Origin of the sequence: Dolichospermum sp. LEGE 00240, from assembly GCF_015207875.1 — a bacterium.
Lineage (GTDB): Bacteria > Cyanobacteriota > Cyanobacteriia > Cyanobacteriales > Nostocaceae > Dolichospermum > Dolichospermum gracile.
This window is the reverse complement of sequence record NZ_JADEVZ010000042.1, coordinates 20,407-43,176: the sequence shown is the minus strand read 5'-3', so window position 1 is coordinate 43,176 and position 22,770 is coordinate 20,407. Positions and strand designations below refer to the sequence as shown.

General features: G+C 39.6%; 24 protein-coding genes. 9 read left to right on the top strand and 15 right to left on the bottom strand.

Translation table 11 applies throughout. The features are described from left to right. Nucleotides 1-150: 150 nt before the first annotated feature. The 4 genes from IQ226_RS14895 to IQ226_RS14880 form a co-directional block, all read right to left on the bottom strand. Nucleotides 151-483, bottom strand: coding sequence for a hypothetical protein (locus tag IQ226_RS14895; RefSeq protein ID WP_193896570.1), 333 nt, complete (start codon nucleotides 481-483; stop codon nucleotides 151-153). A 113-nt stretch (nucleotides 484-596) separates the two neighbouring features. Further along, a complete protein-coding gene (locus IQ226_RS14890) occupies nucleotides 597-1,070 on the bottom strand; it encodes a DUF29 domain-containing protein (RefSeq protein ID WP_193896568.1) in 474 nt (157 codons plus the stop codon). 274 nt (nucleotides 1,071-1,344) lie between these two features. Continuing rightward, entirely contained in the window at nucleotides 1,345-1,659 is a 315-nt protein-coding gene (locus IQ226_RS14885) for a type II toxin-antitoxin system RelE/ParE family toxin (protein ID WP_168645727.1), read from the bottom strand. Next, nucleotides 1,656-2,015 carry a type II toxin-antitoxin system Phd/YefM family antitoxin gene (locus IQ226_RS14880; protein ID WP_096665612.1) on the bottom strand — a complete coding sequence of 120 codons (360 nt, stop codon included), beginning with the start codon at nucleotides 2,013-2,015 and terminating at the stop codon, nucleotides 1,656-1,658. The genes IQ226_RS14885 and IQ226_RS14880 overlap by 4 nt, the downstream gene beginning before the upstream one ends. Nucleotides 2,016-2,121: 106 nt before the next feature. On the opposite strand from IQ226_RS14880, the gene IQ226_RS14875 reads away from it, so the two are divergent. Together IQ226_RS14875 and IQ226_RS14870 are read left to right on the top strand one after the other, a co-directional pair. Next, nucleotides 2,122-2,592: a J domain-containing protein gene (locus IQ226_RS14875; protein WP_193896574.1), complete on the top strand. Its 471-nt coding sequence runs from the start codon at nucleotides 2,122-2,124 to the stop codon at nucleotides 2,590-2,592. A gap of 51 nt (nucleotides 2,593-2,643) precedes the next feature. Beyond that, nucleotides 2,644-2,910 (top strand): DUF3143 domain-containing protein, encoded by a 267-nt coding sequence (locus tag IQ226_RS14870; RefSeq protein WP_096665616.1) that lies wholly within the window; start codon nucleotides 2,644-2,646, stop codon nucleotides 2,908-2,910. A gap of 83 nt (nucleotides 2,911-2,993) precedes the next feature. Here IQ226_RS14870 and IQ226_RS14865 read toward each other — a convergent pair whose 3' ends face one another. From IQ226_RS14865 to lysA, 3 genes are all read right to left on the bottom strand, one after another. Beyond that, the gene (locus IQ226_RS14865; RefSeq protein WP_193896565.1) at nucleotides 2,994-3,743 is read right to left on the bottom strand and encodes an isoprenyl transferase; all 750 of its coding nucleotides are present in this window, start codon (nucleotides 3,741-3,743) and stop codon (nucleotides 2,994-2,996) included. Next, nucleotides 3,740-4,693 (bottom strand): diadenylate cyclase CdaA, encoded by a 954-nt coding sequence (gene cdaA, locus IQ226_RS14860; RefSeq protein WP_193896563.1) that lies wholly within the window; start codon nucleotides 4,691-4,693, stop codon nucleotides 3,740-3,742. The genes IQ226_RS14865 and cdaA overlap by 4 nt, the downstream gene beginning before the upstream one ends. Before the next feature lie 89 nt (nucleotides 4,694-4,782). Beyond that, complete coding sequence (gene lysA, locus IQ226_RS14855) at nucleotides 4,783-6,195, bottom strand: diaminopimelate decarboxylase (protein ID WP_193896561.1); 1,413 nt, start codon at nucleotides 6,193-6,195, stop codon at nucleotides 4,783-4,785. Between the two features lie 125 nt (nucleotides 6,196-6,320). On the opposite strand from lysA, the gene rimI reads away from it, so the two are divergent. Next, nucleotides 6,321-6,842, top strand: a complete 522-nt coding sequence (gene rimI, locus IQ226_RS14850; protein ID WP_193896559.1) for a ribosomal protein S18-alanine N-acetyltransferase — start codon at nucleotides 6,321-6,323, stop codon at nucleotides 6,840-6,842. A gap of 306 nt (nucleotides 6,843-7,148) precedes the next feature. On the opposite strand, the gene IQ226_RS14845 is transcribed toward rimI, so the two are convergent. From IQ226_RS14845 to petB, 4 genes are all read right to left on the bottom strand, one after another. Beyond that, nucleotides 7,149-7,520 carry a hypothetical protein gene (locus IQ226_RS14845; protein WP_193896558.1) on the bottom strand — a complete coding sequence of 124 codons (372 nt, stop codon included), beginning with the start codon at nucleotides 7,518-7,520 and terminating at the stop codon, nucleotides 7,149-7,151. Between the two features lie 261 nt (nucleotides 7,521-7,781). Continuing rightward, nucleotides 7,782-8,228: an anti-sigma regulatory factor gene (locus IQ226_RS14840; RefSeq protein WP_193896556.1), complete on the bottom strand. Its 447-nt coding sequence runs from the start codon at nucleotides 8,226-8,228 to the stop codon at nucleotides 7,782-7,784. A gap of 419 nt (nucleotides 8,229-8,647) precedes the next feature. After that, entirely contained in the window at nucleotides 8,648-9,130 is a 483-nt protein-coding gene (gene petD / locus IQ226_RS14835; protein WP_193896554.1) for a cytochrome b6-f complex subunit IV, read from the bottom strand. A 279-nt stretch (nucleotides 9,131-9,409) separates the two neighbouring features. Beyond that, entirely contained in the window at nucleotides 9,410-10,057 is a 648-nt protein-coding gene (petB, locus tag IQ226_RS14830; protein WP_027404375.1) for a cytochrome b6, read from the bottom strand. Nucleotides 10,058-10,451: 394 nt separating this feature from the next. Here petB and ctpA point away from each other — a divergent pair, with 394 nt between their 5' ends. Beyond that, complete coding sequence (gene ctpA, locus IQ226_RS14825) at nucleotides 10,452-11,705, top strand: carboxyl-terminal processing protease CtpA (protein ID WP_193896552.1); 1,254 nt, start codon at nucleotides 10,452-10,454, stop codon at nucleotides 11,703-11,705. Nucleotides 11,706-11,818: 113 nt separating this feature from the next. Here the strand turns inward: ctpA and IQ226_RS14820 are convergent, their stop codons facing one another. After that, nucleotides 11,819-12,529 carry an MBL fold metallo-hydrolase gene (locus IQ226_RS14820; protein ID WP_193896550.1) on the bottom strand — a complete coding sequence of 237 codons (711 nt, stop codon included), beginning with the start codon at nucleotides 12,527-12,529 and terminating at the stop codon, nucleotides 11,819-11,821. Nucleotides 12,530-12,694: 165 nt separating this feature from the next. Here IQ226_RS14820 and IQ226_RS14815 point away from each other — a divergent pair, with 165 nt between their 5' ends. Next, on the top strand, nucleotides 12,695-14,179 hold the full coding sequence (locus IQ226_RS14815; RefSeq protein WP_193896548.1) for a site-2 protease family protein: 1,485 nt from the start codon (nucleotides 12,695-12,697) through the stop codon (nucleotides 14,177-14,179). 295 nt (nucleotides 14,180-14,474) lie between these two features. Here the strand turns inward: IQ226_RS14815 and IQ226_RS14810 are convergent, their stop codons facing one another. Beyond that, nucleotides 14,475-15,041, bottom strand: coding sequence for a phycobiliprotein lyase (locus IQ226_RS14810; protein WP_193896546.1), 567 nt, complete (start codon nucleotides 15,039-15,041; stop codon nucleotides 14,475-14,477). Nucleotides 15,042-15,263: 222 nt separating this feature from the next. Continuing rightward, nucleotides 15,264-15,944 (bottom strand): HEAT repeat domain-containing protein, encoded by a 681-nt coding sequence (locus IQ226_RS14805; protein WP_193896544.1) that lies wholly within the window; start codon nucleotides 15,942-15,944, stop codon nucleotides 15,264-15,266. A gap of 297 nt (nucleotides 15,945-16,241) precedes the next feature. On the opposite strand from IQ226_RS14805, the gene IQ226_RS14800 reads away from it, so the two are divergent. Beyond that, nucleotides 16,242-16,793: a ferritin-like domain-containing protein gene (locus IQ226_RS14800; protein WP_193896572.1), complete on the top strand. Its 552-nt coding sequence runs from the start codon at nucleotides 16,242-16,244 to the stop codon at nucleotides 16,791-16,793. Nucleotides 16,794-17,143: 350 nt separating this feature from the next. Here the strand turns inward: IQ226_RS14800 and IQ226_RS14795 are convergent, their stop codons facing one another. Further along, nucleotides 17,144-17,806, bottom strand: coding sequence for a fasciclin domain-containing protein (locus tag IQ226_RS14795; RefSeq protein WP_193896542.1), 663 nt, complete (start codon nucleotides 17,804-17,806; stop codon nucleotides 17,144-17,146). Nucleotides 17,807-18,176: 370 nt separating this feature from the next. Between IQ226_RS14795 and IQ226_RS14790 the strand changes: the two genes are divergently transcribed. From IQ226_RS14790 to IQ226_RS14780, 3 genes are all read left to right on the top strand, one after another. Next, nucleotides 18,177-18,971 (top strand): glutathione S-transferase family protein, encoded by a 795-nt coding sequence (locus IQ226_RS14790; protein WP_193896540.1) that lies wholly within the window; start codon nucleotides 18,177-18,179, stop codon nucleotides 18,969-18,971. 120 nt (nucleotides 18,972-19,091) lie between these two features. Continuing rightward, nucleotides 19,092-20,822, top strand: a complete 1,731-nt coding sequence (locus tag IQ226_RS14785) for an ATP-binding protein (RefSeq protein ID WP_193896538.1) — start codon at nucleotides 19,092-19,094, stop codon at nucleotides 20,820-20,822. Between the two features lie 557 nt (nucleotides 20,823-21,379). Further along, nucleotides 21,380-22,363 (top strand): RNA polymerase sigma factor, RpoD/SigA family, encoded by a 984-nt coding sequence (locus IQ226_RS14780; protein ID WP_193896536.1) that lies wholly within the window; start codon nucleotides 21,380-21,382, stop codon nucleotides 22,361-22,363. Nucleotides 22,364-22,770: the final 407 nt, after the last annotated feature.

Genomic DNA, 22,770 nt, shown 5'->3' with positions numbered 1-22,770 from the left:
ACCACCAGTTTTAGCTGCTGGAATTAAATGTTCTATTAGTTCCCACTGTTCTCTAGTTAAGTTGCTGGAGTATACTTTACTCATTGCTCTCTACGGTTCTGTATCTTTGTATTTACAGATTATACCCTGAGAGCTTTTTTTACTCAACTTCTAACTTTTCAAACACCCTCTAAGTAATGAATGGATTACATCACCAATCACTTTATCTGAATGAGGTTGTAGCGGTTGCAAAAGAGTATCAACAGTAATGATTTGATTTAAGGGGACTGTTTGAAAAGAATTACCTAAGCTAAAAACCAACGTGGCAAATTCATCAATCCACAGTGGTTTAGCAGTTAAGTTAGTAAAGCGTAAAATTGCGCCAATTACTGTCCAGAGCAATAGCAATATTAACTGGAAAGTGAAATTCTTGTTTTTATACATAATTAATTGAAACCGTTTTAAGCTTTGTGTAGGTTGGGTTGACGCAAGAAAACCCAACATTTAAAATATTCGATTAATTTTGCACTGAAGACTTAGAACTGATTATTTTTGATGAAACATCAAACTTAACCATCTCACAAAACCATTAAAATCATTCCTAATTTATGGAGCGCCTAAAATTGAATATTAATAGTATCAGAAAACCAATCATCATTAATTAACTGTTCTAAAGTATAAGGACATTGCTCAGGAAAAGTGTTTTTCTTTAATCCTGTTTTTGCTATCACATACTTAATAGCTTTTTGATAATTATTTTCTTTTTCTTCATTTAAGTGTTTTCTTAAATTCCTAGTCATATCTGTTTCTAATTCATTCCGGAAATTAACAATTTCCGCTGCCCAGTGACGACGATTTATACTTTCTGCTTCCCAATATTCAATTAATAATAAATGAATGATGATTTGTCTCAAATAACTTTCCCCACTACGTTTAGTATCTCTAACCAAATTTTCTAAAACCTCACTTAAGCTATCTACATCTAAATCATTTAATTGATCATTTTTTATTTGTTCCAAAGTCATTTCATACCAGGCTAAATAGTCTGATTTATATAATTTTTTTAAGTTATTTGTGCTTAAAGTTTGCATATTTCTACCTCAAAAAATAATATAATTTGATTATACCCCATAAAAATCCTCATGCAGAATTTCCTAATTTACAGTGCTTTACGGTGCTATGCGGTACAAGAACCCCACTCAGGGCTATGATGTATTTCATTATTAATTGAAAACGTTTTAAGCTTTGTGTAGGTTGAGTTGACGCAAAGAAACCCAACATTTAGAATATCCAATTAATTTTGCACAGGTAGCTATCAATTGTCAATTGATAATTCATATCAGATTCTATTTATTCCAAGGCTATTTATTCATCCTCTGTATTTTCTAGATCATGAAAAATTCCCTCTATATCTTGTGAACCATGTAAGATACGGACAATTTCAATACCCTGATCAATGACTCGGTAAAAAATTAAGTAGCTGTTTACAGGAAAACTTCGCAAAGAAAAAGCTAGTTCAGGGCGTTCCTTACCCATTTGGGGAAATTTGGCTAGTTTGGGAAAAGTGGATCGTAGGATGTCAAAAAGTTTGTCAGCAGCTTTGAAGTTATTTTGCGCCACGTATTTCCAGATATTCTCAATATCTCCTGCTGCTTGGCTAGAAATGCGAAATTGACTCATACAAAATCACTTTCAACTTCACTTTTCTGAACTCTGGCTTTAATATTTGCAAAAAAATCTGTTAGCGACTCTTCATCATATTCAGTGTACTCACCATTTTCTAGTTGCTGAATACCAATGTTAATTTCATTGCGTAAAGCTGCTAATTTGAGTTTTTGCAGTTCTTCCTTAAGGTTTTGCAGTTGATCTAACATCTGTTGAAATTCTTGTGCTTCCTGCACTACAACCTCAGCTTTGCCATTGACAGTCAACACCAGTGGGGATTTTGTCAACTTAATTTTTTCTACGTAGTCTTTGGCGTTACGTTTGAAATCGGTAAGAGTTTGGATATTTTGGAGATTAATTCTAGTTTGCATCGCAGCTAATAAAATACTGAATAATACATATTATAAGATGTTTTGTGGCTGTTTCTGCTATAGCTACCCAAGAGATTTAGAATAGAAAAAAACTTATTTGAGCAAAGTGACTCAAAAAACCGTAACCCAAAATGGGGAAGTCCCACACAGCAGCAATACTACCTATTACTCCCTGCTAGGACTACAACCCTCAGCATCTGTAATTGATATCCGTCGCGCTTATCGAGAACTGAGCAAACTCTATCATCCAGATACGACAGAATTACCTGCTAATATTGCTACAGATCAATTTCAGCAAATTAACACAGCTTACGCGACCCTGAGTAATCCAGAACGGCGCTTAAACTATGATGCAAAAATTGGCTATTCGCGGTTTGGTGTCATTCAAGTCCCACCAGACTTAAACCACCCCGTGCATAAGCCGTATGATTTTTCCAAATCAATGTATCTGGATGCCAGCGATCGCCCCTTGTCTTCTGGAGAAATATTTGTATTATTTATTTTGGGGTTAACCATAGTTGGTTGTATGCTGTTAGCGCTGGCGATCGCCATTCTCCGTGGAGAAGCAATCAGTTAAACTCAATTTCCCACCTCTAAAATAGCCGAATAACTTTGAATTAAATTGCTTATGCTTTCCTCTGATACACCCCTATATAGTCACTCTTTACCACAAATCGAACTATGGCTAAAAAACCAAGGTTGTCAACAAGACGATACCCAACTACATTGTTGGCGTGTCCAACGATCTAGTTGGGAAGCAGAACTTTGGTTAGACACTGAACAAATTACAGTTCGCTATTTTCAATCAGGAGAAAACCGTCAAGATATACAACGTTCCTTTAAATATTCCTTGAGTCGAGAAGACATCGAAGAAGCGGTTTTTTCAGGACCATAATTTGGAGGAGTCAGGAGTCAGGAGGTAGGGGCGCAGGGCCTGCGCCCTCTTTGATTGATTACCGCATCTAAAACCCAAAATCGTCACACCTTCCCAAAACGACGTTCTCGTTGTTGATAAGCAGATAAAGCTTGATGAAATTCATGACGGTTAAAATCCGGCCAAAGAATATCAGAAATATAAATTTCACTATAAGCCATTTGCCAAAGTAGGAAATTAGATAATCGCATTTCCCCACTGGTGCGAATTAATAAATCTGGATCTGCGATTCCAGCCGTATATAAATGAGCTTCAAATACTTCTTCAGATATATCTTCCGGCTGTAGTAAATCTTCTTTAACCTTTTGAGCGATCGCCCGACAAGCCTGTAAAATCTCCTGCCTACCCCCATAATTAGTCGCAATTGTAAACCGGATACTCCGATTATCCTTAGTTTGATTCATAGAATGGGAAATCTCAGCCTGAAGAGCCTGTGGTAAAGCCGATAAATTACCCACAAACTGAATTTGCACATTTTCCTCCACCATTTCCCGCAGTTCTTGCCGTAAAACCCGCTGAAATAGATTCATCAAAAATTCCACCTCTTCCTCTGGTCTTTGCCAATTCTCCGTTGAAAAAGCATAGGCAGTTAGGGCTTTAATTCCCCAGTCCTTGCAACAGCGCAGCAAATCCTTGAGAGCATTGACACCAGCTTTATGACCCATAATGCGGGGTAGACCACGACTTTTTGCCCATCGGCCATTACCATCCATAATTACTGCGACGTGCTGAGGTAGTAATTCTTGTTTTAAATCAAGAGGTAAATATTGCAATTCAGTTTGTTGTGTTTTCATTTTTTATCTTGAGAAGCGGTCGTACCCCTACGGGTAGCGTGTCGAAGGCAAGGTAAGCCAAGTAACCGGGACATTAATTTTAGTGATTGATCACCAAGTTGACGAACTAAACTTAAAAGACCAGGTGCATGAGCTTCCCGATCTACAGTCGGAGAAAATCGAGCCTCTAAGGACTCTTTGAGCTTTTTAATAGTTAGTGGTCTATATAGAGTTCCCTTTTCCGCTAAGGAAATAGAACCCGTTTCTTCAGATACAACAACACAAATACAATTTTCGACCCTTTCAGTAATTCCCATTGCCGCCCGGTGGCGTGTTCCCAACTGCCGCGACGCTGTGCGTCCTGAAAGTGGTAGAATTATACCAGATGACACAATGCGCGAACCACGAATTAACGTTGCTCCATCATGTAGCAAGGTTTTTGGTTGAAAAATAGTTTGGATCAGTTCTTTAGAAACTTCAGCATTTAGCTTCACCCCTGGCACTGAAAAATCTTGTTCTTCAATAGGTCCTGTGGTTTCTAAAATTAGTAAAGCGCCAATCCGATTTTTTGATAACTCTTTAATTGCATCAACAATTTCATCAATTACACTATCCGACTTAGGAATTGCTCTAGCATTATTTTGAAATAACTGCCAAAATTCCCCACGTCCCAATTGTTCCAAAAAACGGCGAAATTCTGATTGCAGCGCCACAGCCATAGCCACAGCACAGCCAATCACCAATTTTTCCAGAACAAAATTTAGCAAAGGTAATCCTAACTTGCCACTGAGCGCCGAGCAAAGCATTAAGACTATAAACCCTCGCACCATCCATAATGTGCGCCGTTCACTAATAATCACCAGGATCATGTATGTCAGTGCCAGCACCAACATCATATCCAGAGTCCCAAGGAGCAAGGACTGCGACCAATCTCCCAGGTTTATCAGCCATTGCTTCCACCAATCTCTCATGACATCTGGATTCTTATAGTCATTTGTCAGTTGTCGTTAGTCATTAGTCATTGGTTCTTAGCTAATGACTAATGACCAAGGACTACTGACTATTTAAGTCTTTCTGGTAGGCAATCCTGTCGAATCAAGTCTTGATAAGTTTCGCGCTGCAAAATTAAATTTGCTTCGCTATTTGCCACTACAACTGCTGCCGGTCGAGGGAGGCGATTGTAGTTAGATGCCATACTGTAATTGTATGCACCAGTTCCCATAACTACGAGAATATCATTTGCTTCAGTTTTTGGCAGTTGGGCATTTTTAATCAGAATATCTCCTGATTCGCAATGTTTACCCGCCAATGTCACGATTTCGGTGCAAGGAGCAGATATTTTATTCGCAACCACCACCCGATAAACTGATTGATAGGTGATAGGACGGGGATTATCTGACATTCCGCCATCAATCGCCACGTAGGTGCGAATTTCAGGAACCACTTTGGTAGCACCAACTGTATAAGCAGTGACACAAGATGTGGCAATAAGCGATCGCCCTGGCTCACAGAGTAACTTTGGTAAAGGCAAATTTTCCGATATACAAGCAGCTTGTACAACTTCACAAATTGCCTTCGACCATTCCACAATAGTTGGGGGATCATCAGATTCTGTATATTTAATCCCTAGACCACCACCAACATTTAATTCTGTCACCTGCAAACCATGTTTAGCCGCATCCCTTAACCACTGCACCATCACAGCCGCTAAATCTCTATGTGGTTGACGTTCAAAAATTTGTGAACCAATATGAGCGTGTAACCCCACACAGTTTAAACTAGGCTGTTGACTCACAAAGGCAAACACCTCTTGTAAATCATTAGGATCAAAACCAAATTTACTATCTAAGTGTCCAGTGCGAATATATTCGTGAGTATGGCATTCTATCCCAGGAGTTAAGCGTAGCATGATCCGAATGGGCGAAGGAGAAGAATTTTCCATATTCTCCCCGGCTATCTTCACCAGCATATCTAATTCATGCCAGTTATCCGTTACAATAGTACATCCAGACTGAATCGCTAAAACTAACTCGTCATGAGATTTATTATTTCCATGTAAGTAAATTTTATCAGGACTTATACCCGCATTCAGCGCAGTATAAAGTTCGCCACCGGAGACTACATCAATTCCTAAACCTTCTGAGGCCACAATCGCACAAACAGCTAAACAATTCCAGGCCTTAGAAGCATAAAGTACCTGAGATTCTCCCTTGTAATATTCCTTGAAGGTATCTCGATATTGTCTACAAGCTGTCCGCAGGGTTTCCTCATCTAAAATATATAAAGGTGAAGCAAACTGTTCAACTAGGGTTGTAACATCACACCCACCGATTTCCAGATGATCATGATCATTAACTCTCGCTGTCAAAGGTAAGAGTTGTTGATTAGGAGAAATATCCGCACTGTCACCAGTTGTTGACTGTAAATATTGACGGCCAGAAAGTTGAACTTCGACGGGGTAAGTCGATACCATAACTAATAAGAGTTGTCTTTGTGAAAAATCAGGCCATGAGCATATGTCCTAATTTCCAGTTTACCCTCTCATTGGTAATGGATAATTGGTAATTGGTAATTAACCTTCCTCAATCCTCAAAAATTGTGATTTCATCCGACTTAAAAATTCAATCTTTAACCAAAGATAATCTCACTGAACTATTAGAACTAGATAAGGCCTGTTTTGATGGTTTATGGACTATGGAAGGCTACCTACGAGAGTTAGAAAGTCCTAATAGTCATTTTTTGGGTTTATTTTCACCTTTTAATCACTGCGAATTGCTAGGAATGGGGTGCTTCTGGTCAATTTTAGAGGAAGCACACATTACAATTTTGGCAGTTCATCCCCAATATCATGGTCAAGGACTGGGAAAAGCTCTATTATATTCCCTGCTGCAAACTGCGGTGGATATTGGTTTGGAGAGGGCTACCCTCGAGGTCCGCGATTCTAACCACGTTGCTATTTCTTTGTATCAAAAATTTGGTTTCAAAACTGCGGGAAAACGACGGGGTTATTACAAAGATAACAATGAGGATGCCTTGATTCTCTGGCTGTCTGAACTACAACAACCACATTTTCTCAAACATCTAGATCAATGGGCAACTTTCCTAAATTCACCCTTCTAGATTCCAACCGACAACTGACAACACCTGAGTTCGGTGTTAGGAGTTTCTCCTTCGGAGACGCTACGCGAACGGAGTTTCTCCTTCGGAAACGCTACGCGAACAGAGTTATGATTTTTTCAACGAGATCATAAGGGTTTGAGACTCATATTTGGGGTAGTTTTCCAAAAATTATCTTATGTCGAACTCAGGTGACAACTTACTAATACACTGCGGCGTAAATGAGACAACCATTCCCAATCGCTAAAAATCTTACTCCATCTTACTTTTGACTTTTGACTTTTGACTTTTGACTTCCGCCTTGCGGTGCTAATCTTCCAGTGATTGGGCTTGCACTTCAACCGCTTTTACATCAATTGTTCCCTCTGGTGTGAAGCGTTGGAATTGAAAGTTTTTAACCAATAGTTGTTCACCACAGTTAGCACATTGTACTTGGCTGTTATTTATCCCTGTTAATTCATACCCACAGACAGGACACTGGCTAGTAACTAAATTCTTTTGTAACCACCAGCGAAACCCCAAGAATGCTATCACAGGCAACAAAAACAATAACCCCAAAATAATTACTAAGGAATTAACTAACCAGCCCAATCCCAATGATGCTAATAACCAGGCGATCGCTAACAGGGTTAGCCACGGACGGATTTTCTCAAAATTAAATTGCAATTTTTTAAAGGTCATGTCTCTTGCTTTGTGCTAATAAAATATTAACTCTTCTTTAAAAATTATCTTTTCGTGGAGAAAAAAGTTTTTTATTTCGGTCTGATTATAACAAACACCACAAAATACAGCAGGAGTCAAGAGTCAGGATTACAACTGGCTTGCTGCCTGGTTTTGAATTTACATCCTGTACCTGATTAATGTGCAATTTGCTGTAACTACAAATGTAATTATTTTGAATTTTGAATTTTGACTTTCAAATATCGGATAGCTGACTAACTTCTAATTTTGCTGTTCTTCTAAACAATATTTAACAATTAACAGGCAATTCCTACCATCTGAATCACGTTCGTACACAACTTTATCCGCCAAACGGCGGAGTAAAAACCATCCATATCCACCTACTTGTAGAGTTCCCGGTTCTGGCTCGGTAATCACATCAGGATTAAATGGTTTTCCATAATCCCAAATTCTCACTTCCAGCCTATCAGTCCATAAACTGACTTGAATTTCTATAGTTGTTTCCGGTGGTAAAGCATGATGAGCATGACGAACTGCGTTGGTAAAACCTTCTGCTAAAGCTAGGTTGAGACGATAAAGTTGGCTATCTGACCAGCCATATTTAGGTAAATATTGGTGACAGAATTCTTCAAACCATTGTTGCACTGGATTTAAGAGCTTAAGATCGCTCCTTACCGTTCGATGGTCTTGCTGCACTATGCTAAGCATTGACCGTGACTTGAATAGAAAGTAATTGAACAGTAGTTGTGTTTTTGTGATTTGAGAAGTTCACATTTAGGAATGGTGATGATTAGATTAGAGATATTTTGGTTTTATAGCAACGGTCAAGGTGGTTAGGACATGAATTGTTCGTGTCAAGGTACCGTAGGTATTCATGAAACTCCATCCACAACAGGCTTTCACGCCTGACTCCCGACTCCTGCAACTCTATCCTCATCACTCATATACTCTTCCCGCAGTTTTAGTTCAGTTAGCGGCTGTTGATCTTCAAAAGTATATCTCTTGAAAAATACCAGTCACAAGTAGACCATCAAATAATTACGGCTATTTGTCAGATATGATTCTGTATATACTCTTGAAAATCACAGACGCTACTAGATTTAGTTTTAACTGTAACTACAACTACCTTAGAATAATCCTAAAGTTAAGGATTTGTCTAATGGCATTGCAGCACCGATACCTAACCATATGGTGACAAGAGTACCAAAAAGAAATACTGTTGTTGCTACGGGACGGCGGAAAGGATTTTGGAACTTATTCACGTTTTCCAAAAAGGGAACGAGAATTAAGCCCAGGGGTACAGCAGCCATTGCTAACACACCTAATAGTTTACTAGGTAGTGAGCGGAGAATTTGGAATACAGGATATAAGTACCACTCTGGCAAAATTTCCAAAGGAGTAGCGAAAGGATTGGCTGGTTCACCGATGACAGCGGGTTCTAGGACTGCTAGAGCCACAATACAGGCGAAAGAACCCATAATTACGACTGGGAATATATAGAGCAAATCGTTAGGCCAAGCTGGTTCACCATAGTAGTTGTGACCCATACCTTGGGCAAGTTTAGCTCTTAATTTGGGATCGCTCAGATCCGGTTTTTTTTGGGTTGACATTTCTAAATGCGCTCTCCGGCTGAAGTGAATTTAAAGTATTGATGAAAGCTATCAACAATACACCTAGCTTGAGTTTCCGATGGTAGTTTATGTCTACAACTGACAAGTTACAGCAGGTGGCGTAGTTAGGAGGTACAAAATTTAAACTTATGCACAAAGCCAGTTTTACTCCTGACTCCTGACTCCTGACTCCTCAATTCTGCTGTATTTTCTCTTTAGTTTAAAACAAACTACGATGATCTGGAAACACAAGTTTCGCCTATTTGCTAATAACTTTGATTACAAAGGTCCAGAAATACCTTGTTTGCGAATCATCAAGAAGTGGAACAACATGAAGACGGCAATTAACCAAGGGAGAACGAAGGTGTGGGCGCTGTAGTAGCGGGTGAGGGTGGCTTGACCAACACTAGAACCACCACGAAGTAAATCGGAGATGAGAACGCCGACTACGGGAATGGCTTCTGGTACACCACTAACAATTTTTACAGCCCAGTAACCAATTTGGTCCCAAGGGAGGGAGTAGCCTGTTACACCGAAGGAAACGGTGATAACTGCGAGGATAACACCACTGATCCAGGTCAATTCGCGGGGCTTTTTGAAGCCACCTGTGAGGTAAACGCGGAATGTGTGGAGAATCATCATCAATACCATCATGCTGGCTGACCAGCGGTGAATGGAGCGAATTAACCAACCGAAGTTGACTTCGTTCATGATGTACTCTACGGAGGAGAAAGCTTCGGCAACTGTAGGTTTGTAGTAGAATGTCATCGCAAATCCGGTGGCGAACTGGATCAGGAAGCAGACTAGGGTAATTCCACCTAAGCAGTAGAAGATGTTAACGTGGGGAGGAACGTATTTGGTGGTGATATCATCAGCAATTTCTTGGAGATCCAAGCGTTCCTCAAACCAGTCATAGACGTTAGCCATACAATCTTAAGGTCCTAAAAATAGATTGCGGTTGATAAGTTTTGTTATGCGAAGCTTAGTCGGCCATGACTATTCAACTAACCTCAGTTAGAGGGTTCGCTTCTCGCTTCATCCAAGAGAATGGGCTTCTATTTGTCCACGAGCGTAAATTTGGGTGTAACTCACCCTATTTTTGATAGATATTCCTGTCTTCTTGTCTTTACGAGCCAACGCTAACTATGTTGACTCCAAAGATGATTTTATCGTTGATCAGGAAGAATGGGCAGCTCATAAATTTGGACTAGCAACTTTATGAGAAGAATGCACTTCTTCTATAAAAAAAGTAACATAGTCGAGAGATAGATTTCATCAGCAACTGAGCATTACAGAAATTTTTAGGGAATTTGAGTCTGAGATGGCACTGAAATTAGGGTTCATTCACAAACGGGTTTGGCGGCTAGGATGGTTGCTACTATTGCTTTTCGGTTTGGTTTTGGGAGGATATGTTCCGCCGGCTTCGGCTTTGACTCCAGAACAGAAGTTAGTTTATGAAGTATGGCGAATTGTTAATCGCTCTTATTTAGATGGCACTTTTAACCATCAAAGCTGGCTTGCTGTACGACAAAAGGCGTTAAAAGGGCATTTTGCTAATCATGAAGCAGCCTATACTACTATTCAGGGGATGCTGAAGAGTTTGGATGATCCTTTTACCCGGTTTCTTGATCCTGAGAAATATCGGAGTTTGCAGGTTAGCACTTCTGGAGAGTTAACTGGTGTGGGTTTACAAATTACGCTCAATCCCCAAACTGGTGTGTTGGAGGTAATTACACCTATTAATAATTCTCCGGCGGATAAGGCGGGTTTAAAACCAGGCGATCGCATTTTGCAGATTGAGGGTTTATCTACAGAGAATCTGACTCTTGATGAGGCGGCGGCGCGAATGCGAGGACCAATGGGCAGTGTGGTTACTTTGTTAATTGCCAGGGAAGGAGAACAGGACAAGGAAGTTATCTTGGTACGCGATCGCATTTCGCTGAATCCTGTTGTTGCTGATTTACGATTATCCCCCCAAGGAACCAAGATTGGTTATCTATCACTGAGTCAATTTAGTGCCAATGCCGTTACTGAGTTGGCACACGCTATTTCTATTCTAGAAAAAAAAGGCGCGGATGCCTATATTCTTGATTTAAGAAATAATCCCGGTGGACTCTTACAAGCAGGAATTGAAACTGCTCGTTTATGGTTAGACTCTGGCACAATCGTTTACACTGCCAACCGTCAAGGCATTCAGGGAAGCTATGAAGCCTTTGGCCCGGCTTTAACCACGGATCCTTTAGTAATTCTCGTTAACAAAGGAACTGCCAGTGCCAGCGAAATCCTCGCGGGTGCATTACAAGATAATCATCGCGCCCAATTAATTGGAGAAACGACTTTTGGTAAGGGTTTAATTCAATCTTTGTTTGAATTATCCGACGGTTCTGGTTTGGCGGTGACAATTGCTAAATATGAAACTCCTAACCATCGAGATATTAATAAGTTGGGAATTAAACCTGATCAAATTATTCCCCAACCATCACTTAACCGGGAACAAGTCGGCACAAATGCAGATGCTCAATATCAAGCGGCTGTAGAACTTTTGAGTAAGAATTTGGTAATGGGTAATGGGTAATTGGTAATTGGTAATTGGTAATTGGTAATTGGTAATTGGTAATTGGTAGGAATTTCTTTCCCTATTCCCTATTCCCTCTTAACTGTCACCTGTCACCTGTCACCTGTTACCTGTCACCTGTCACCTAAATTCAAGTTGGTGATTTTTTGGTAAGCTTGGTCTATACAGGGTTTACCTCTGAGGTAGCCTGTATTAGCGCCAGGGCATAAATAAGTTAAAGTTTGTGGTGTGAAGCGATCGCTCAATAACTTAACGCTTTTGAGTTGTCGTAGCCAATGAAAAGTTTTAGAAGTGCGTAGTGGCATAGGTTCGCCATGCTGGTTAGGAAGTAAATGCCGTCCTGAAAATAACACGCCGTCAAATTCACGATAATATAAACAAGAAGAGCCTGGAGAATGGCCTGGTGTCCAAATTATTTGTGTTGTGGCATTGAGAGTGAACTCATCAGTAAAAGTGGTGACAGTTGCACCGGGCAATAAATAGGCTTCTTGTTCTTGGATGAGAATTTCGCAATTTAAGATTTGCTGATATTCTGCGGCTTTGCCAATAGCACCACGATGACTGATAAAAAACCACCTGACTCCCCCATGTAAGGACAAAAAATCCTGGTTTATTTGTTCTAAAGCTGGGCAATCTATGAGAATATTTCCTTCATTGCTGATAATGAAGTAAGATGTTCCTCCTAAAGTGTCCCGATTAGGTGGAAAGGCAAAAATACTGTTATTCGTAAAAATCAGAGGATTTTCTGGCGTTGACGGGCTTTTTGTCAAGATAGAACGTGGTGGTTTAGTCTTGTAACTCGACTGCTGGGGAAAAGAAGACATAAATGAAAAAACTCAAACTCAAGGAGTGGTGAACAATCAGGTTACAGTGTATTCACCATGACTGTGAACTGTGATTGAAAAATTAAGGCGTGCAGTCTTGCTTATAATTAAAATCTGTAACAAAAATTATAAGTAGGGCATTTTATCAAACATAGTGAAAATAATATGGCATTTTGGTTTCTCCTCCTTCTGGGGTCATTGACTTATTTAATGATGCAACAAAGCGTTGCACGGGCTACAAGAACCCCTGTATGGTTATTGTGGTTGGTTTTAATGACACCTGCATTTGTATTGACTGGTTGGACGCTGATATATGGTCCTAAACAAGCTCCCCCATCAGCACTCATTCTTTGGGTATCGGGAGGTTGTTTATTATTATATTGGGTATTGTTTAATCGGGGTCGGCAATTACCCGTAAATCCCCAAAATGAATCTCCAGAAAATCTATCACCATCAGATAATCATCCTCCCGGAGAAACAGCACCTGTCCGTCCCATAGACTTAGCAGAAGAAAGCCAATTGCGAAATTGTTTTCCCTGGTCTGTTTATTATGTGCAAAATATTGAGTATCGTCCCCAAGCAGTAATTTGTCGGGGACAGTTGCGAACTATGGCTAGTGCGGCTTATGAGCAGATTAAAGCTAATATTGAAGGACAATTTGGCGATCGCTTTTTAGTCATATTTCAAGAAGGAATGAATGATAAACCCTTCTTTGTATTAGTTCCCAACCCCCAAACAGTTAAACAAAATCACCAACAAGAACAAGACTCAGGAAAAATTTCCGAACCAGTCTTAGCATTACTATTGTTAGTAGCAACTTTATTCAGCACCACTTTTATCGGCTCAAAAATCGCGGGTTTTAATATCACCCAACTAGAATCTGATTTCACATTATTTCTTCAGGGTTTACCTTATGCTTTGGGACTAATAACTATCTTAGGAACTCACGAACTAGGTCATTATTTAACAGCGAAATTCTACAAAATTCGCACCACATTACCCTATTTTATTCCTATACCTTTTTTCTTAGGCACATTTGGTGCTTTTATTAAAATGCAGAGTCCCATACCTCACCGCAAAGCATTATTTGATGTGAGTATTGCAGGACCCCTGGCAGGATTTATTATGACTATACCTTTATTAGTTTGGGGTTTAGCTCATTCAGAAATAGTAGCTTTACCCGAAAAAGCCGGACTTTTAAACCCCAATGCACTCAATCCTAAATATTCGATTCTATTAGCTTTACTTTCAAAATTGGCTTTAGGAAGCGAATTAACTGCAAAATCTGCCATTGATTTACATCCAGTTGCAGTTGCAGGTTTTTTAGGATTAATTGTCACCGCATTAAATTTAATGCCTGTGGGACAATTAGATGGTGGTCACATTGTTCATGCTATGTTTGGACAACGGACTGCTGTGATTATTGGTCAAGTTGCCAGATTATTATTACTAATGCTTTCGTTTATCCGAGAAGAATTTTTATTTTGGGCAATTATTTTATTATTTGTTCCCTTAGTTGATGAACCTGCTTTAAATGATGTCACAGAATTAGATAATCAACGGGATTTTATGGGATTAATGTCAATGGCTTTGCTATTGTTGATTGTTTTACCATTACCCAAATTTCTAGCTAATTTGTTGCAAATTTAAGAAGAAGGAGTCAGGAGTCAGAAAGAAGTAGTCAGGAGTCAGGAGTCAGGAGTCAGGAGTCAGGATGAAGAAGAAGGAAGGAGGAAGAAGTAAAAACTAGCTTGCTGTCTGGCTTTGAATTTATATCCTGTACCTAATTAATCTACAATCTGCTGTAAATGTGATCAAGAGGCAAGAGGTAATTACCAATGACCAATGACCAATGACTAATTACCTATTACCAATGACTAATGACTAATTACCAATGACCAATGACCAATGACTAATTACCTATTACCAACCCCAATATTGTAGTCTAGGATTTTTGTGAATTAGCGGCTTCAGTAGCCTTTTTAGAAGCATCTGTGCTACCCATACGGATTTCAGAAGTGAAGGAAGCCATGCTAAAGCCACCAAACCGCTTTAGCACACTTACCCGCATCCGTAAATTAGGACTGGCAAACCATAGCCTTTCTTCAGACCACATGGTTTCATACTCAGTAATTAGAGTTAAAGCCCCATCATCACCGATTTTATAGCTACCAGCAACGGGGGCTTTTTCGGCATAACCCATTTCCCGAAGTAATTTACCTTCATCTGGGTTATCTGTATTGGGGACTGTGGCTAAAACAGTCGAACCCTGATGTTTTTCTTCGTCCCATTCCATTGTGCCATTCCAGGTAACTCGCGCCCCACAGGAAGCTTTATTTGGCGCAATTTCATACTGTTCACACAGTTTAATTACTTCTGGATGATCAGCGGCTAACATTTCAATTACAATGTCTGATTTGCCGTCTTCTGATTGTTTAAACGCTAAGTGGTGACTGGTGCGATGGGAAAACCATTTTCCAGCACTTAATTCAAAAAATCCTTCAATGTTCATAAATAAAGTTGTCCTGCATCACAATTTTAACAATGCCTTCTATTATTAAAAACTAGGAAGCAACTTTAAGTTCAACTCAACCTGAGTTCGACATAAGAGAATTGTTGGAAAACTCGCCCCAAGTATAATTCTCAAACCCTTACGATCTCTTTGAAAAAATCATAACTCCAAACTCCGTTCGCGTAGCGTCTCCGAAGGAGAAACTCCTAACACCGAACTCAGTTAACTCAGGTTGTTGGTTTCCTCAAGTCTTTGTAGAGAAATCCTGGCTGCTTCAGCAACGTTTTTATGACTATCTTTTTCTAGATATTTTAAAGCGGAGACACTTTTGGGAGTCGGTAAATTGCCTAAAGCCTCAGCTAGTCGTTGTCGCACTAACCAATCCTCTGATTGGGCAAAACGGAGAATATGGGTGACAGAATTGACATCGCGGATTTCGCCTAAAGCGGAAATAGCTGCTTGTTGGATGACTATTTCTTCGCTATTTAAGGCTTGGATGAGAATATCATGGGCGCGAGGGTCTTTGATATTACCTAAAGATACGGCAGCACTAAATCGCACTAACCAGTCTGTATCTTCATAAAATGCCCGTGATAGCACTTCTAAGGCTCTATTATCTTCTAGATATCCTAATGCACCGGCAGCATCAGCGCGGATGCCATAATCTGGGTCTGTTTCTAAAATTTTCACCAGAATAGAATAGCACTCTGGGGTTTTTTTGATTCCGAGAGCGAAGATTGCCATTGAGCGCAGTTGCAGGGATTCATCATCTAGAACCTTTTTAATTAAAGGGACTGCATCATCGGCAGATATATGACGCAAACTAGCAAGAGCTACCATGCGATCGCGCAAATTTGGACTTTCTAACTGAGTCGCAATTACTTCTAAACTTGGAGCAGCCATTTATTTGACAGCAATTTCTTAATTTATCTTTACTTTAACGTAATTGGGGCAATCTCAACTACGATTCTTGTGATTCTGATAATTTGGATGATTTTGGCGACAATAAACCCATTAATCATCTCAATCAAAGAGATGACACAAATCATAGTTCAGACTTTGGTATGATATTGTTACTTAAATAACCGTAAAACTTCATACCTATACTATGTCTTAAGAAAGAAGAGAATAGATCGGAATAGACGTAGGGTTAATGGAACGACTGTGAAAGACAGCGAAATTACCATTAGGAGAATGATCATGGTTTTAGTTAGCGATCGCCCAGGCACAAAGAAAATCACTGGCTTACAACAGAAGTTTATCTATGAAATTAACACGATGTCCGATGCTGAAAATCGCTTTTTAGAAGCCCAGCAAATGATGTGGCAATGTTGTCAAAACAGTAAATTGAAAGCAGTGATTGAGCCACATATTCAAGAAACTGAACAGCACATTGAAAACTTGAAACAGGTGTTAAATATTTTAGGAGAGCAACCACAACGAATTACTTGTGATCTTGCGACTGGTTTAATTAGTGAATGTCAAAAATTCACACTTCTAGCTGCGGATAATCCCAAAATTTTAGACGTAGGACTAGCAGAATGGCATTGTAAAATTGAACAATTGGAAATTGCTTGTTATCGTGGCTTAATTAAAGTTGCCGAGCAAATGGGACAAAACCAAATTGTCCAGTTGTTAGAGCAAAATTTACACCAAGAAGAACAGACAGCACAAAAACTGGAACAGTTGATGATGCAGTTAGTTCAAGAAGCAAAGCAACCTGAAGCTAAGGCTACTGCTAAGGCTCGTTAACCTAAACAGTAAGTAGGTTGGCGTTAAAAATTGTTGTTGGGGCAAGGGAACAGGGAACTCTTAACTGGGAACAGGAAGAGAGTTTTGGGCGATTTTACTTTTCTTCACATACCTTTAAATTTTTCGGTTTACCTATTTAGAAGCCTCTCACCTACCCGATAGGGAGGTGATGTTAGGAATACAATACGCGCGAGATCTTGTTAAGGGGTATGGGGGATCTGTAAATGCCTAAAATCACAACCTAAAACTTTTCAGACAACCTCTCAGCCGTCTGACTATAATAAAATCCCCGATTTTTCATGGTTCGGGGATTTTAATTTGCGAATTTTGATCACTCAAATCTCAAAAATTTATAAATCAGGAGGCAGAATTACGTCATCAATTGCATGAACAACACCGTTACTACCTTGGATATCTGCCTGAGTTACCTTGGCATCATTGACAGTTACACCTGTAGCCGGGTCAACTTTAACATTAATAATACCCCCTTCTACGCTTTTTACTTCCCCAGATTTTAAGTCAGTGGAGAGTACCTTACCAGGGACTACATGATAGGTTAAAATCTTGACCAATACTTCCTTATTTTCTGGCTTCAATAAATCCTTTAATGCGTCCGCTGGTAGTTTTGCGAATGCTGCGTCTGTAGGAGCAAAAATGGTAAAAGGACCTTTTCCTTGTAAGGTTTTTGTAAGTCCTGCGGCTTCTACAGCTTTAGCGAGAGTTTTAAAAGATCCATTTTTCTCAAGCAAAGTCACTAATGTTGACTGCGTAGGTTCGCTAACCGGTGCAGTGGGAGCTTCTGTAGCTGGTTGGGTAGGTTCGCTAACCGGTGCGGTTTCACTGGGCTTGTTACGGCGATTGTAAGGTGGTTCATTGAAAATACTTGGTCTGGGATTCATACCGCCCCTCCGTTGTGCTTGCGCTGGAGATGGAATGGTAGTCAAAAGACCGATACTCATTAATCCCATGATTGCAGTGATTTTGGGCAATAATTTGCTGTAATTAGCGTTCATAAATTTTGTTTGTATTGATTGCATACAAGTTATACCAAGATTTATGGCATTTTGCCAACTAAAAAGGTTCTTGACTCAGGAACAAAATTTTTCGCAAAAATTGAGGTAAGGTGATCAAAGAATTTAGAAATTGGTGGTCAGGTCTAGGAATATTTATCGAACAGAATTCAGGAGTCGGAATTGAGAATTTAGAATGAATTCTGTGCGATTTGTGAATGAATAACTGGGGTTAATACCCCCACAAAATCGAGTAATTTTCAATTTGATGGGCAACAACTCCACCCAGAAAATGATAAATTCACAGGAAAATCCTCAGAATTGAAGATACAATTATGAAATTAACAACTAAACAAGTTGCAGAATATACAATATGCTAGAGCTATATCAGTGGGAACTATCTCAATTTTCCGAAAAAGTTCGTTTACTCCTAGATTATAAAGGGCTGGAGTATCGCAAAATCGAAGTCGCACCAGGAATTGGCCAGTTAGAATTATTTCGGTTAACTGGACAAAAGCAAGTTCCAGTGTTAAAAGATGGCAATAGATATATTGCTGATTCTACAGAAATCGCTAAATATTTAGATTCAGAATACCCAGATAATCCTCTGATACCGACTGATCCCAAAAAACGGGCTTTGACTTTATTATTGGAAGATTGGGCTGATGAATCTATCGGTGTTAAAGGGAGAAAGGCTCTATTTGCAGCTATTAGTCAAGATCAGAGTTTTCGTAAGTCGTTGTTACCAGTTTCTACTCCAGATATTCTCAGAAGTGTTGTGGAAGGTGTTCCTGGTGATTTTCTCTCGGTGCTGGGTTTTGGTGTCGGTTTCACCCCAGATGTGGTAAATGCGGCTGTTACTAGCTTAAAACAAGATTTGGATATTATTACCCAATTATTGGTGGGTAGTCCTTATTTAACGGGTGATGAACCAACTTTAGCTGATTTAACGGTTGCTAGTTTATCCATGCTTTTGAAGTTCCCCGAAGGTGCTTATTTGGATTTACCGGTATCTCTTAGAGGGAAAGGGTTGTCGAGTATAGCCAATAATCCTGATTATGAAGCATTTTTCGCTTGGCGCGATCGCATCTACTCTCAATTTAGAAAACCATTACCAGGAATCACACCACCCGTAGGAAATTCACCCACAAGTATTCAAATTGATTAGGCAACAGGCAAGAGGCAAGAGGCAAGAGGCAAGAGGCAAGAAAAATATCAATATTTCCTGTTCCCTGTTCCCTGTTCCCTGTTCCCTGCTATAACAACTGACAACTGACAACAAACAAAAATGAATTTGGGATTACCATTAGGTTCTGTTATTGAAGGTTCTCTGACTGGGGGTTTGGAGGTCAGATTACACCCAGATATTTCTGTCGAAGATATGCGGGTAGGTAAATTTCTCGTGGTACAAGGGATGCGATCGCGCTTTTTCTGTATGCTAACAGATGTATCCTTGGGTATGGCGAATGACCGCATTACAGCTAGTCCTCCCAATTGGGAAGATAGTTTTTTGCGCGAAGTATTAGCAGGTAGCGGTACTTATGGGATGATCAACCTAGCACCGATGTTGATGTTTACCCCTGAATCTCCAGAATCTGGCTTTTCTCATAATGGTAAATCCTCTAATTCTTTTATCCCATCGTCCACTGGTTTAGCATCCTTTCAACCCCAAACCAGTACGACGATGGAATTATTACCTGTGAAAACTATTCCTAGTCACTTTAGCCAAGTTTACGAAGCCAATGAAGAGGACTTCCGCAAGGTGTTTGGCTGGGAAGATGACCCTCAACGCAACAACTTTTCTATCGGTAAACCCTTAGATATGGATGTGCCGATTTGCATTGATTTAAACCGCTTTGTGGAACGGAGTAATGGGATTTTTGGTAAATCGGGGACTGGGAAATCTTTCCTGACACGGTTAATTTTAGCCGGGGTGATTCGTAAAAATGCGGCTGTTAACTTGATTTTTGATATGCACTCAGAATATGGTTGGGAAGCAGTCGCCGAAGGAAAGAACGTTAATACTGTTAAGGGTTTAAAACAACTGTTTCCCGGACAAGTTGAAGTTTACACACTTGATCCAGATTCAACTAAACGGCGAGGTGTACGAGATGCACAAGAACTTTATCTGAGCTATGAACAGGTGGAAGTTGAAGATATTAAACTATGTAATCGTGATTTAGGACTTTCAGAAGCGGCTTTAGATAATGCCAATATCCTCTTTACAGAGTTGGGTAAATCTTGGATTATTCAATTACTCAATATGAGTAATGAAGATATTGAGATGTTTTGTGACGAAAAACGCGGACACAAAGGCTCAATTATGGCATTACAACGGAAACTTTTTCGCTTAGATAGTTTAAAGTATATGCGAAGTGCTTGTCCGCAAAATTATATTAAAAATATCGTCCAATCTTTAGAAGCTGGAAAAAACGTAGTTATCGAATTTGGTTCCCAGTCCAATATGCTCTCATATATGTTGGTGACGAATATGATTACCAGACGAATACATGAGCATTATGTGAAAAAAGCTGATAAATTTCTCCAAAGTAAAAATCCTTTGGATCGGCCCACACCATTAATGATTACAATAGAAGAAGCACACCGTTTTCTTGACCCAGCGGTGGTACAAAGTACAATTTTTGGGACTATTGCGAGGGAACTACGGAAATATTTTGTCACACTTTTGGTAGTTGATCAACGTCCATCAGGGATAGATAATGAAGTTATGTCTCAGATTGGGACTCGAATCACCGCTTTGCTGAATGATGAAAAAGATATTGATGCTATTTTTACAGGTGTATCTGGTGCGGGTGGTTTACGCTCAGTCTTAGCTAAGTTGGACTCTAAACAACAAGCTTTAATTTTGGGTCATGCTGTTCCTATGCCAGTAGTCGTGCGGACTCGTCCCTATGATTCTACCTTTTATTCCGAAATTGGGGCGATCGCTTGGGAAGAAAAAACAGATGAGGAAGTATTCACTGCTGCTGAACTAGCAAAAGCAGATTTAGGATTTTAGTAGGAGTCAGGAGTCAGGAGTCAAGAGTTCAGGGAGAAGAAAGAAGTTAGAATCCCCATTACCCATTACCAATTACCAATTACCCAAATAGCTCAAGTTCGGTTATCCGGCTAATCAAAAGCAACTTTAGAGGGGTTTTCGCGTCACTATGGATATGCGAACACAGTTTTTGGAGGTTAAAAAAAATAGTTATCAGCTTTTTGGCTTGATTACTGAGATATTTATCATCTGGGAACTTTACTATTGACTCTGTTTGTCGTAACATAAAATCAAAGTAAACTCATACTGACTCCGTTTTCAAAACCACTACTAGATAACTTAAACAAAAGAATTCTAGCCACCAATCCAATGTATTTCCGCTAAAACTCCAAAATTAAAATTATCGAGAGGGTAAGGAGACATATTTTTAGACTAACAACATCTTCATAAAGGTTGGATCAATATCAATCATGCCTGATGGTAGCTTTTCATATCCAGTGGTGTATATTATAAGCTTACGAATTGCCTTTGTTAAAAAAATATTGATTATGTTTAAGGAGTAGAGGATACAAGCACCAATGCCTACAGTCAAAAATCATACAGAGAATGTCAATGCCAAATTTACCGCTGATATGGTCAGAACCTATCTGCGAGAAATTGGTCGTGTACCTTTGTTAAGCCGTGAACAAGAGATTATCTACGGTAAACAAGTACAGCAAATGATGATACTGCTAGAAGCTAAAGAAGCTTTGAGCAAGGAAATTGATCATGAACCTAGTTTATCAGAATGGGCTGCCCGTGTTAATCAATCAGAAACAGAAATAAATCATCTGATGGTACAAGGTAAGCGAGCCAAGCAAAAAATGATTGAGGCTAATTTACGCTTGGTTGTAGCTATTGCGAAAAAATATCAAAAGCGAAATATGGAATTTCTGGATTTAATCCAGGAAGGTACTTTGGGATTAGAACGGGGTGTGGAGAAATTTGATCCTATGCGGGGTTATAAGTTCTCAACCTATGCTTATTGGTGGATTCGTCAGGCAATTACCAGAGCGATCGCTCAACAAGGTCGAACCATTCGCCTCCCAATCCATATTACCGAAAAATTGAACAAAATTAAAAAAGTTCAACGGGAGTTAGCGCAAAAGCTAGGAAGATCACCCTCACCCACAGAAATCGCCAAAGAACTGGAGTTAGAACCGGCTCAGATTCGTGAATATCTGAATATGGCGCGTCAACCAGTCTCTTTAGATGTGCGCGTCGGTGAAAACCAAGATACCGAATTACAAGAAATGTTGGAAGATGACGGTCCTTCCCCTGAGTATTACACTACTCAAGAGTTTCTACGTCAAGACTTGAATAATTTACTTGCAGAACTCACACCCCAACAGCGTCAAGTTGTCGCCTTACGCTTTGGTTTAGAAGATGGAAATGAAATGTCCTTGGCGAAAGTTGGTGAACGGTTGAACCTCAGTCGGGAACGAGTCCGTCAATTAGAGCATCAAGCTCTTGCACATTTACGTCGCCGTCGAGCTAATGTCAAAGAATACGTTGCCAGCTAGAAATGTGGACACGCAACAGCGTATTTCAAAACATCCCTCTTGGTGATGCGCCTCCTGAGTTGAAAACAGGGGGCGATTTTTTTGAAGAAATAGAAAAGGTTCTGCAAATTTCTGATTTATTTTGCGAAATCTGTAGATGGGAAGTTGTATCTACTGGCAGATCAATACAAGAATTAAACATGGAAACAGGCTGAGAATTTTCAATCTCGATTTTACATCCCTCCGGTGGAGGATTTTATGAAGTGATGGATAAATTTATTAACTAATGATAATCTGAGATTATTCCCCAAATTTACATAAATAGTAAGTTTTTGCTGAATTTAAAATTAAATATATAGATAAAACTTTTGAGGGAATCGTCAGTAATGAGTATTCAGTTATTATGGCAAAAATCCAGGAAACAACAA

Bases quoted from the DNA above. Each gene is read 5' to 3' on its own strand.
- IQ226_RS14895 (WP_193896570.1), bottom strand. From the start codon at position 483: ATGTTGGGTTTTCTTGCGTCAACCCAACCTACACAAAGCTTAAAACGG.
- IQ226_RS14890 (WP_193896568.1), bottom strand. From the start codon at position 1,070: ATGCAAACTTTAAGCACAAATAACTTAAAAAAATTATATAAATCAGAC.
- IQ226_RS14885 (WP_168645727.1), bottom strand. From the start codon at position 1,659: ATGAGTCAATTTCGCATTTCTAGCCAAGCAGCAGGAGATATTGAGAAT.
- IQ226_RS14880 (WP_096665612.1), bottom strand. From the start codon at position 2,015: ATGCAAACTAGAATTAATCTCCAAAATATCCAAACTCTTACCGATTTC.
- IQ226_RS14870 (WP_096665616.1), top strand. From the start codon at position 2,644: ATGCTTTCCTCTGATACACCCCTATATAGTCACTCTTTACCACAAATC.
- IQ226_RS14865 (WP_193896565.1), bottom strand. From the start codon at position 3,743: ATGAAAACACAACAAACTGAATTGCAATATTTACCTCTTGATTTAAAA.
- cdaA (WP_193896563.1), bottom strand. From the start codon at position 4,693: ATGAGAGATTGGTGGAAGCAATGGCTGATAAACCTGGGAGATTGGTCG.
- lysA (WP_193896561.1), bottom strand. From the start codon at position 6,195: ATGGTATCGACTTACCCCGTCGAAGTTCAACTTTCTGGCCGTCAATAT.
- IQ226_RS14845 (WP_193896558.1), bottom strand. From the start codon at position 7,520: ATGACCTTTAAAAAATTGCAATTTAATTTTGAGAAAATCCGTCCGTGG.
- IQ226_RS14840 (WP_193896556.1), bottom strand. From the start codon at position 8,228: ATGCTTAGCATAGTGCAGCAAGACCATCGAACGGTAAGGAGCGATCTT.
- petD (WP_193896554.1), bottom strand. From the start codon at position 9,130: ATGTCAACCCAAAAAAAACCGGATCTGAGCGATCCCAAATTAAGAGCT.
- petB (WP_027404375.1), bottom strand. From the start codon at position 10,057: ATGGCTAACGTCTATGACTGGTTTGAGGAACGCTTGGATCTCCAAGAA.
- ctpA (WP_193896552.1), top strand. From the start codon at position 10,452: ATGGCACTGAAATTAGGGTTCATTCACAAACGGGTTTGGCGGCTAGGA.
- IQ226_RS14820 (WP_193896550.1), bottom strand. From the start codon at position 12,529: ATGTCTTCTTTTCCCCAGCAGTCGAGTTACAAGACTAAACCACCACGT.
- IQ226_RS14815 (WP_193896548.1), top strand. From the start codon at position 12,695: ATGGCATTTTGGTTTCTCCTCCTTCTGGGGTCATTGACTTATTTAATG.
- IQ226_RS14810 (WP_193896546.1), bottom strand. From the start codon at position 15,041: ATGAACATTGAAGGATTTTTTGAATTAAGTGCTGGAAAATGGTTTTCC.
- IQ226_RS14805 (WP_193896544.1), bottom strand. From the start codon at position 15,944: ATGGCTGCTCCAAGTTTAGAAGTAATTGCGACTCAGTTAGAAAGTCCA.
- IQ226_RS14800 (WP_193896572.1), top strand. From the start codon at position 16,242: ATGGTTTTAGTTAGCGATCGCCCAGGCACAAAGAAAATCACTGGCTTA.
- IQ226_RS14795 (WP_193896542.1), bottom strand. From the start codon at position 17,806: ATGAACGCTAATTACAGCAAATTATTGCCCAAAATCACTGCAATCATG.
- IQ226_RS14790 (WP_193896540.1), top strand. From the start codon at position 18,177: ATGCTAGAGCTATATCAGTGGGAACTATCTCAATTTTCCGAAAAAGTT.
- IQ226_RS14785 (WP_193896538.1), top strand. From the start codon at position 19,092: ATGAATTTGGGATTACCATTAGGTTCTGTTATTGAAGGTTCTCTGACT.
- IQ226_RS14780 (WP_193896536.1), top strand. From the start codon at position 21,380: ATGCCTACAGTCAAAAATCATACAGAGAATGTCAATGCCAAATTTACC.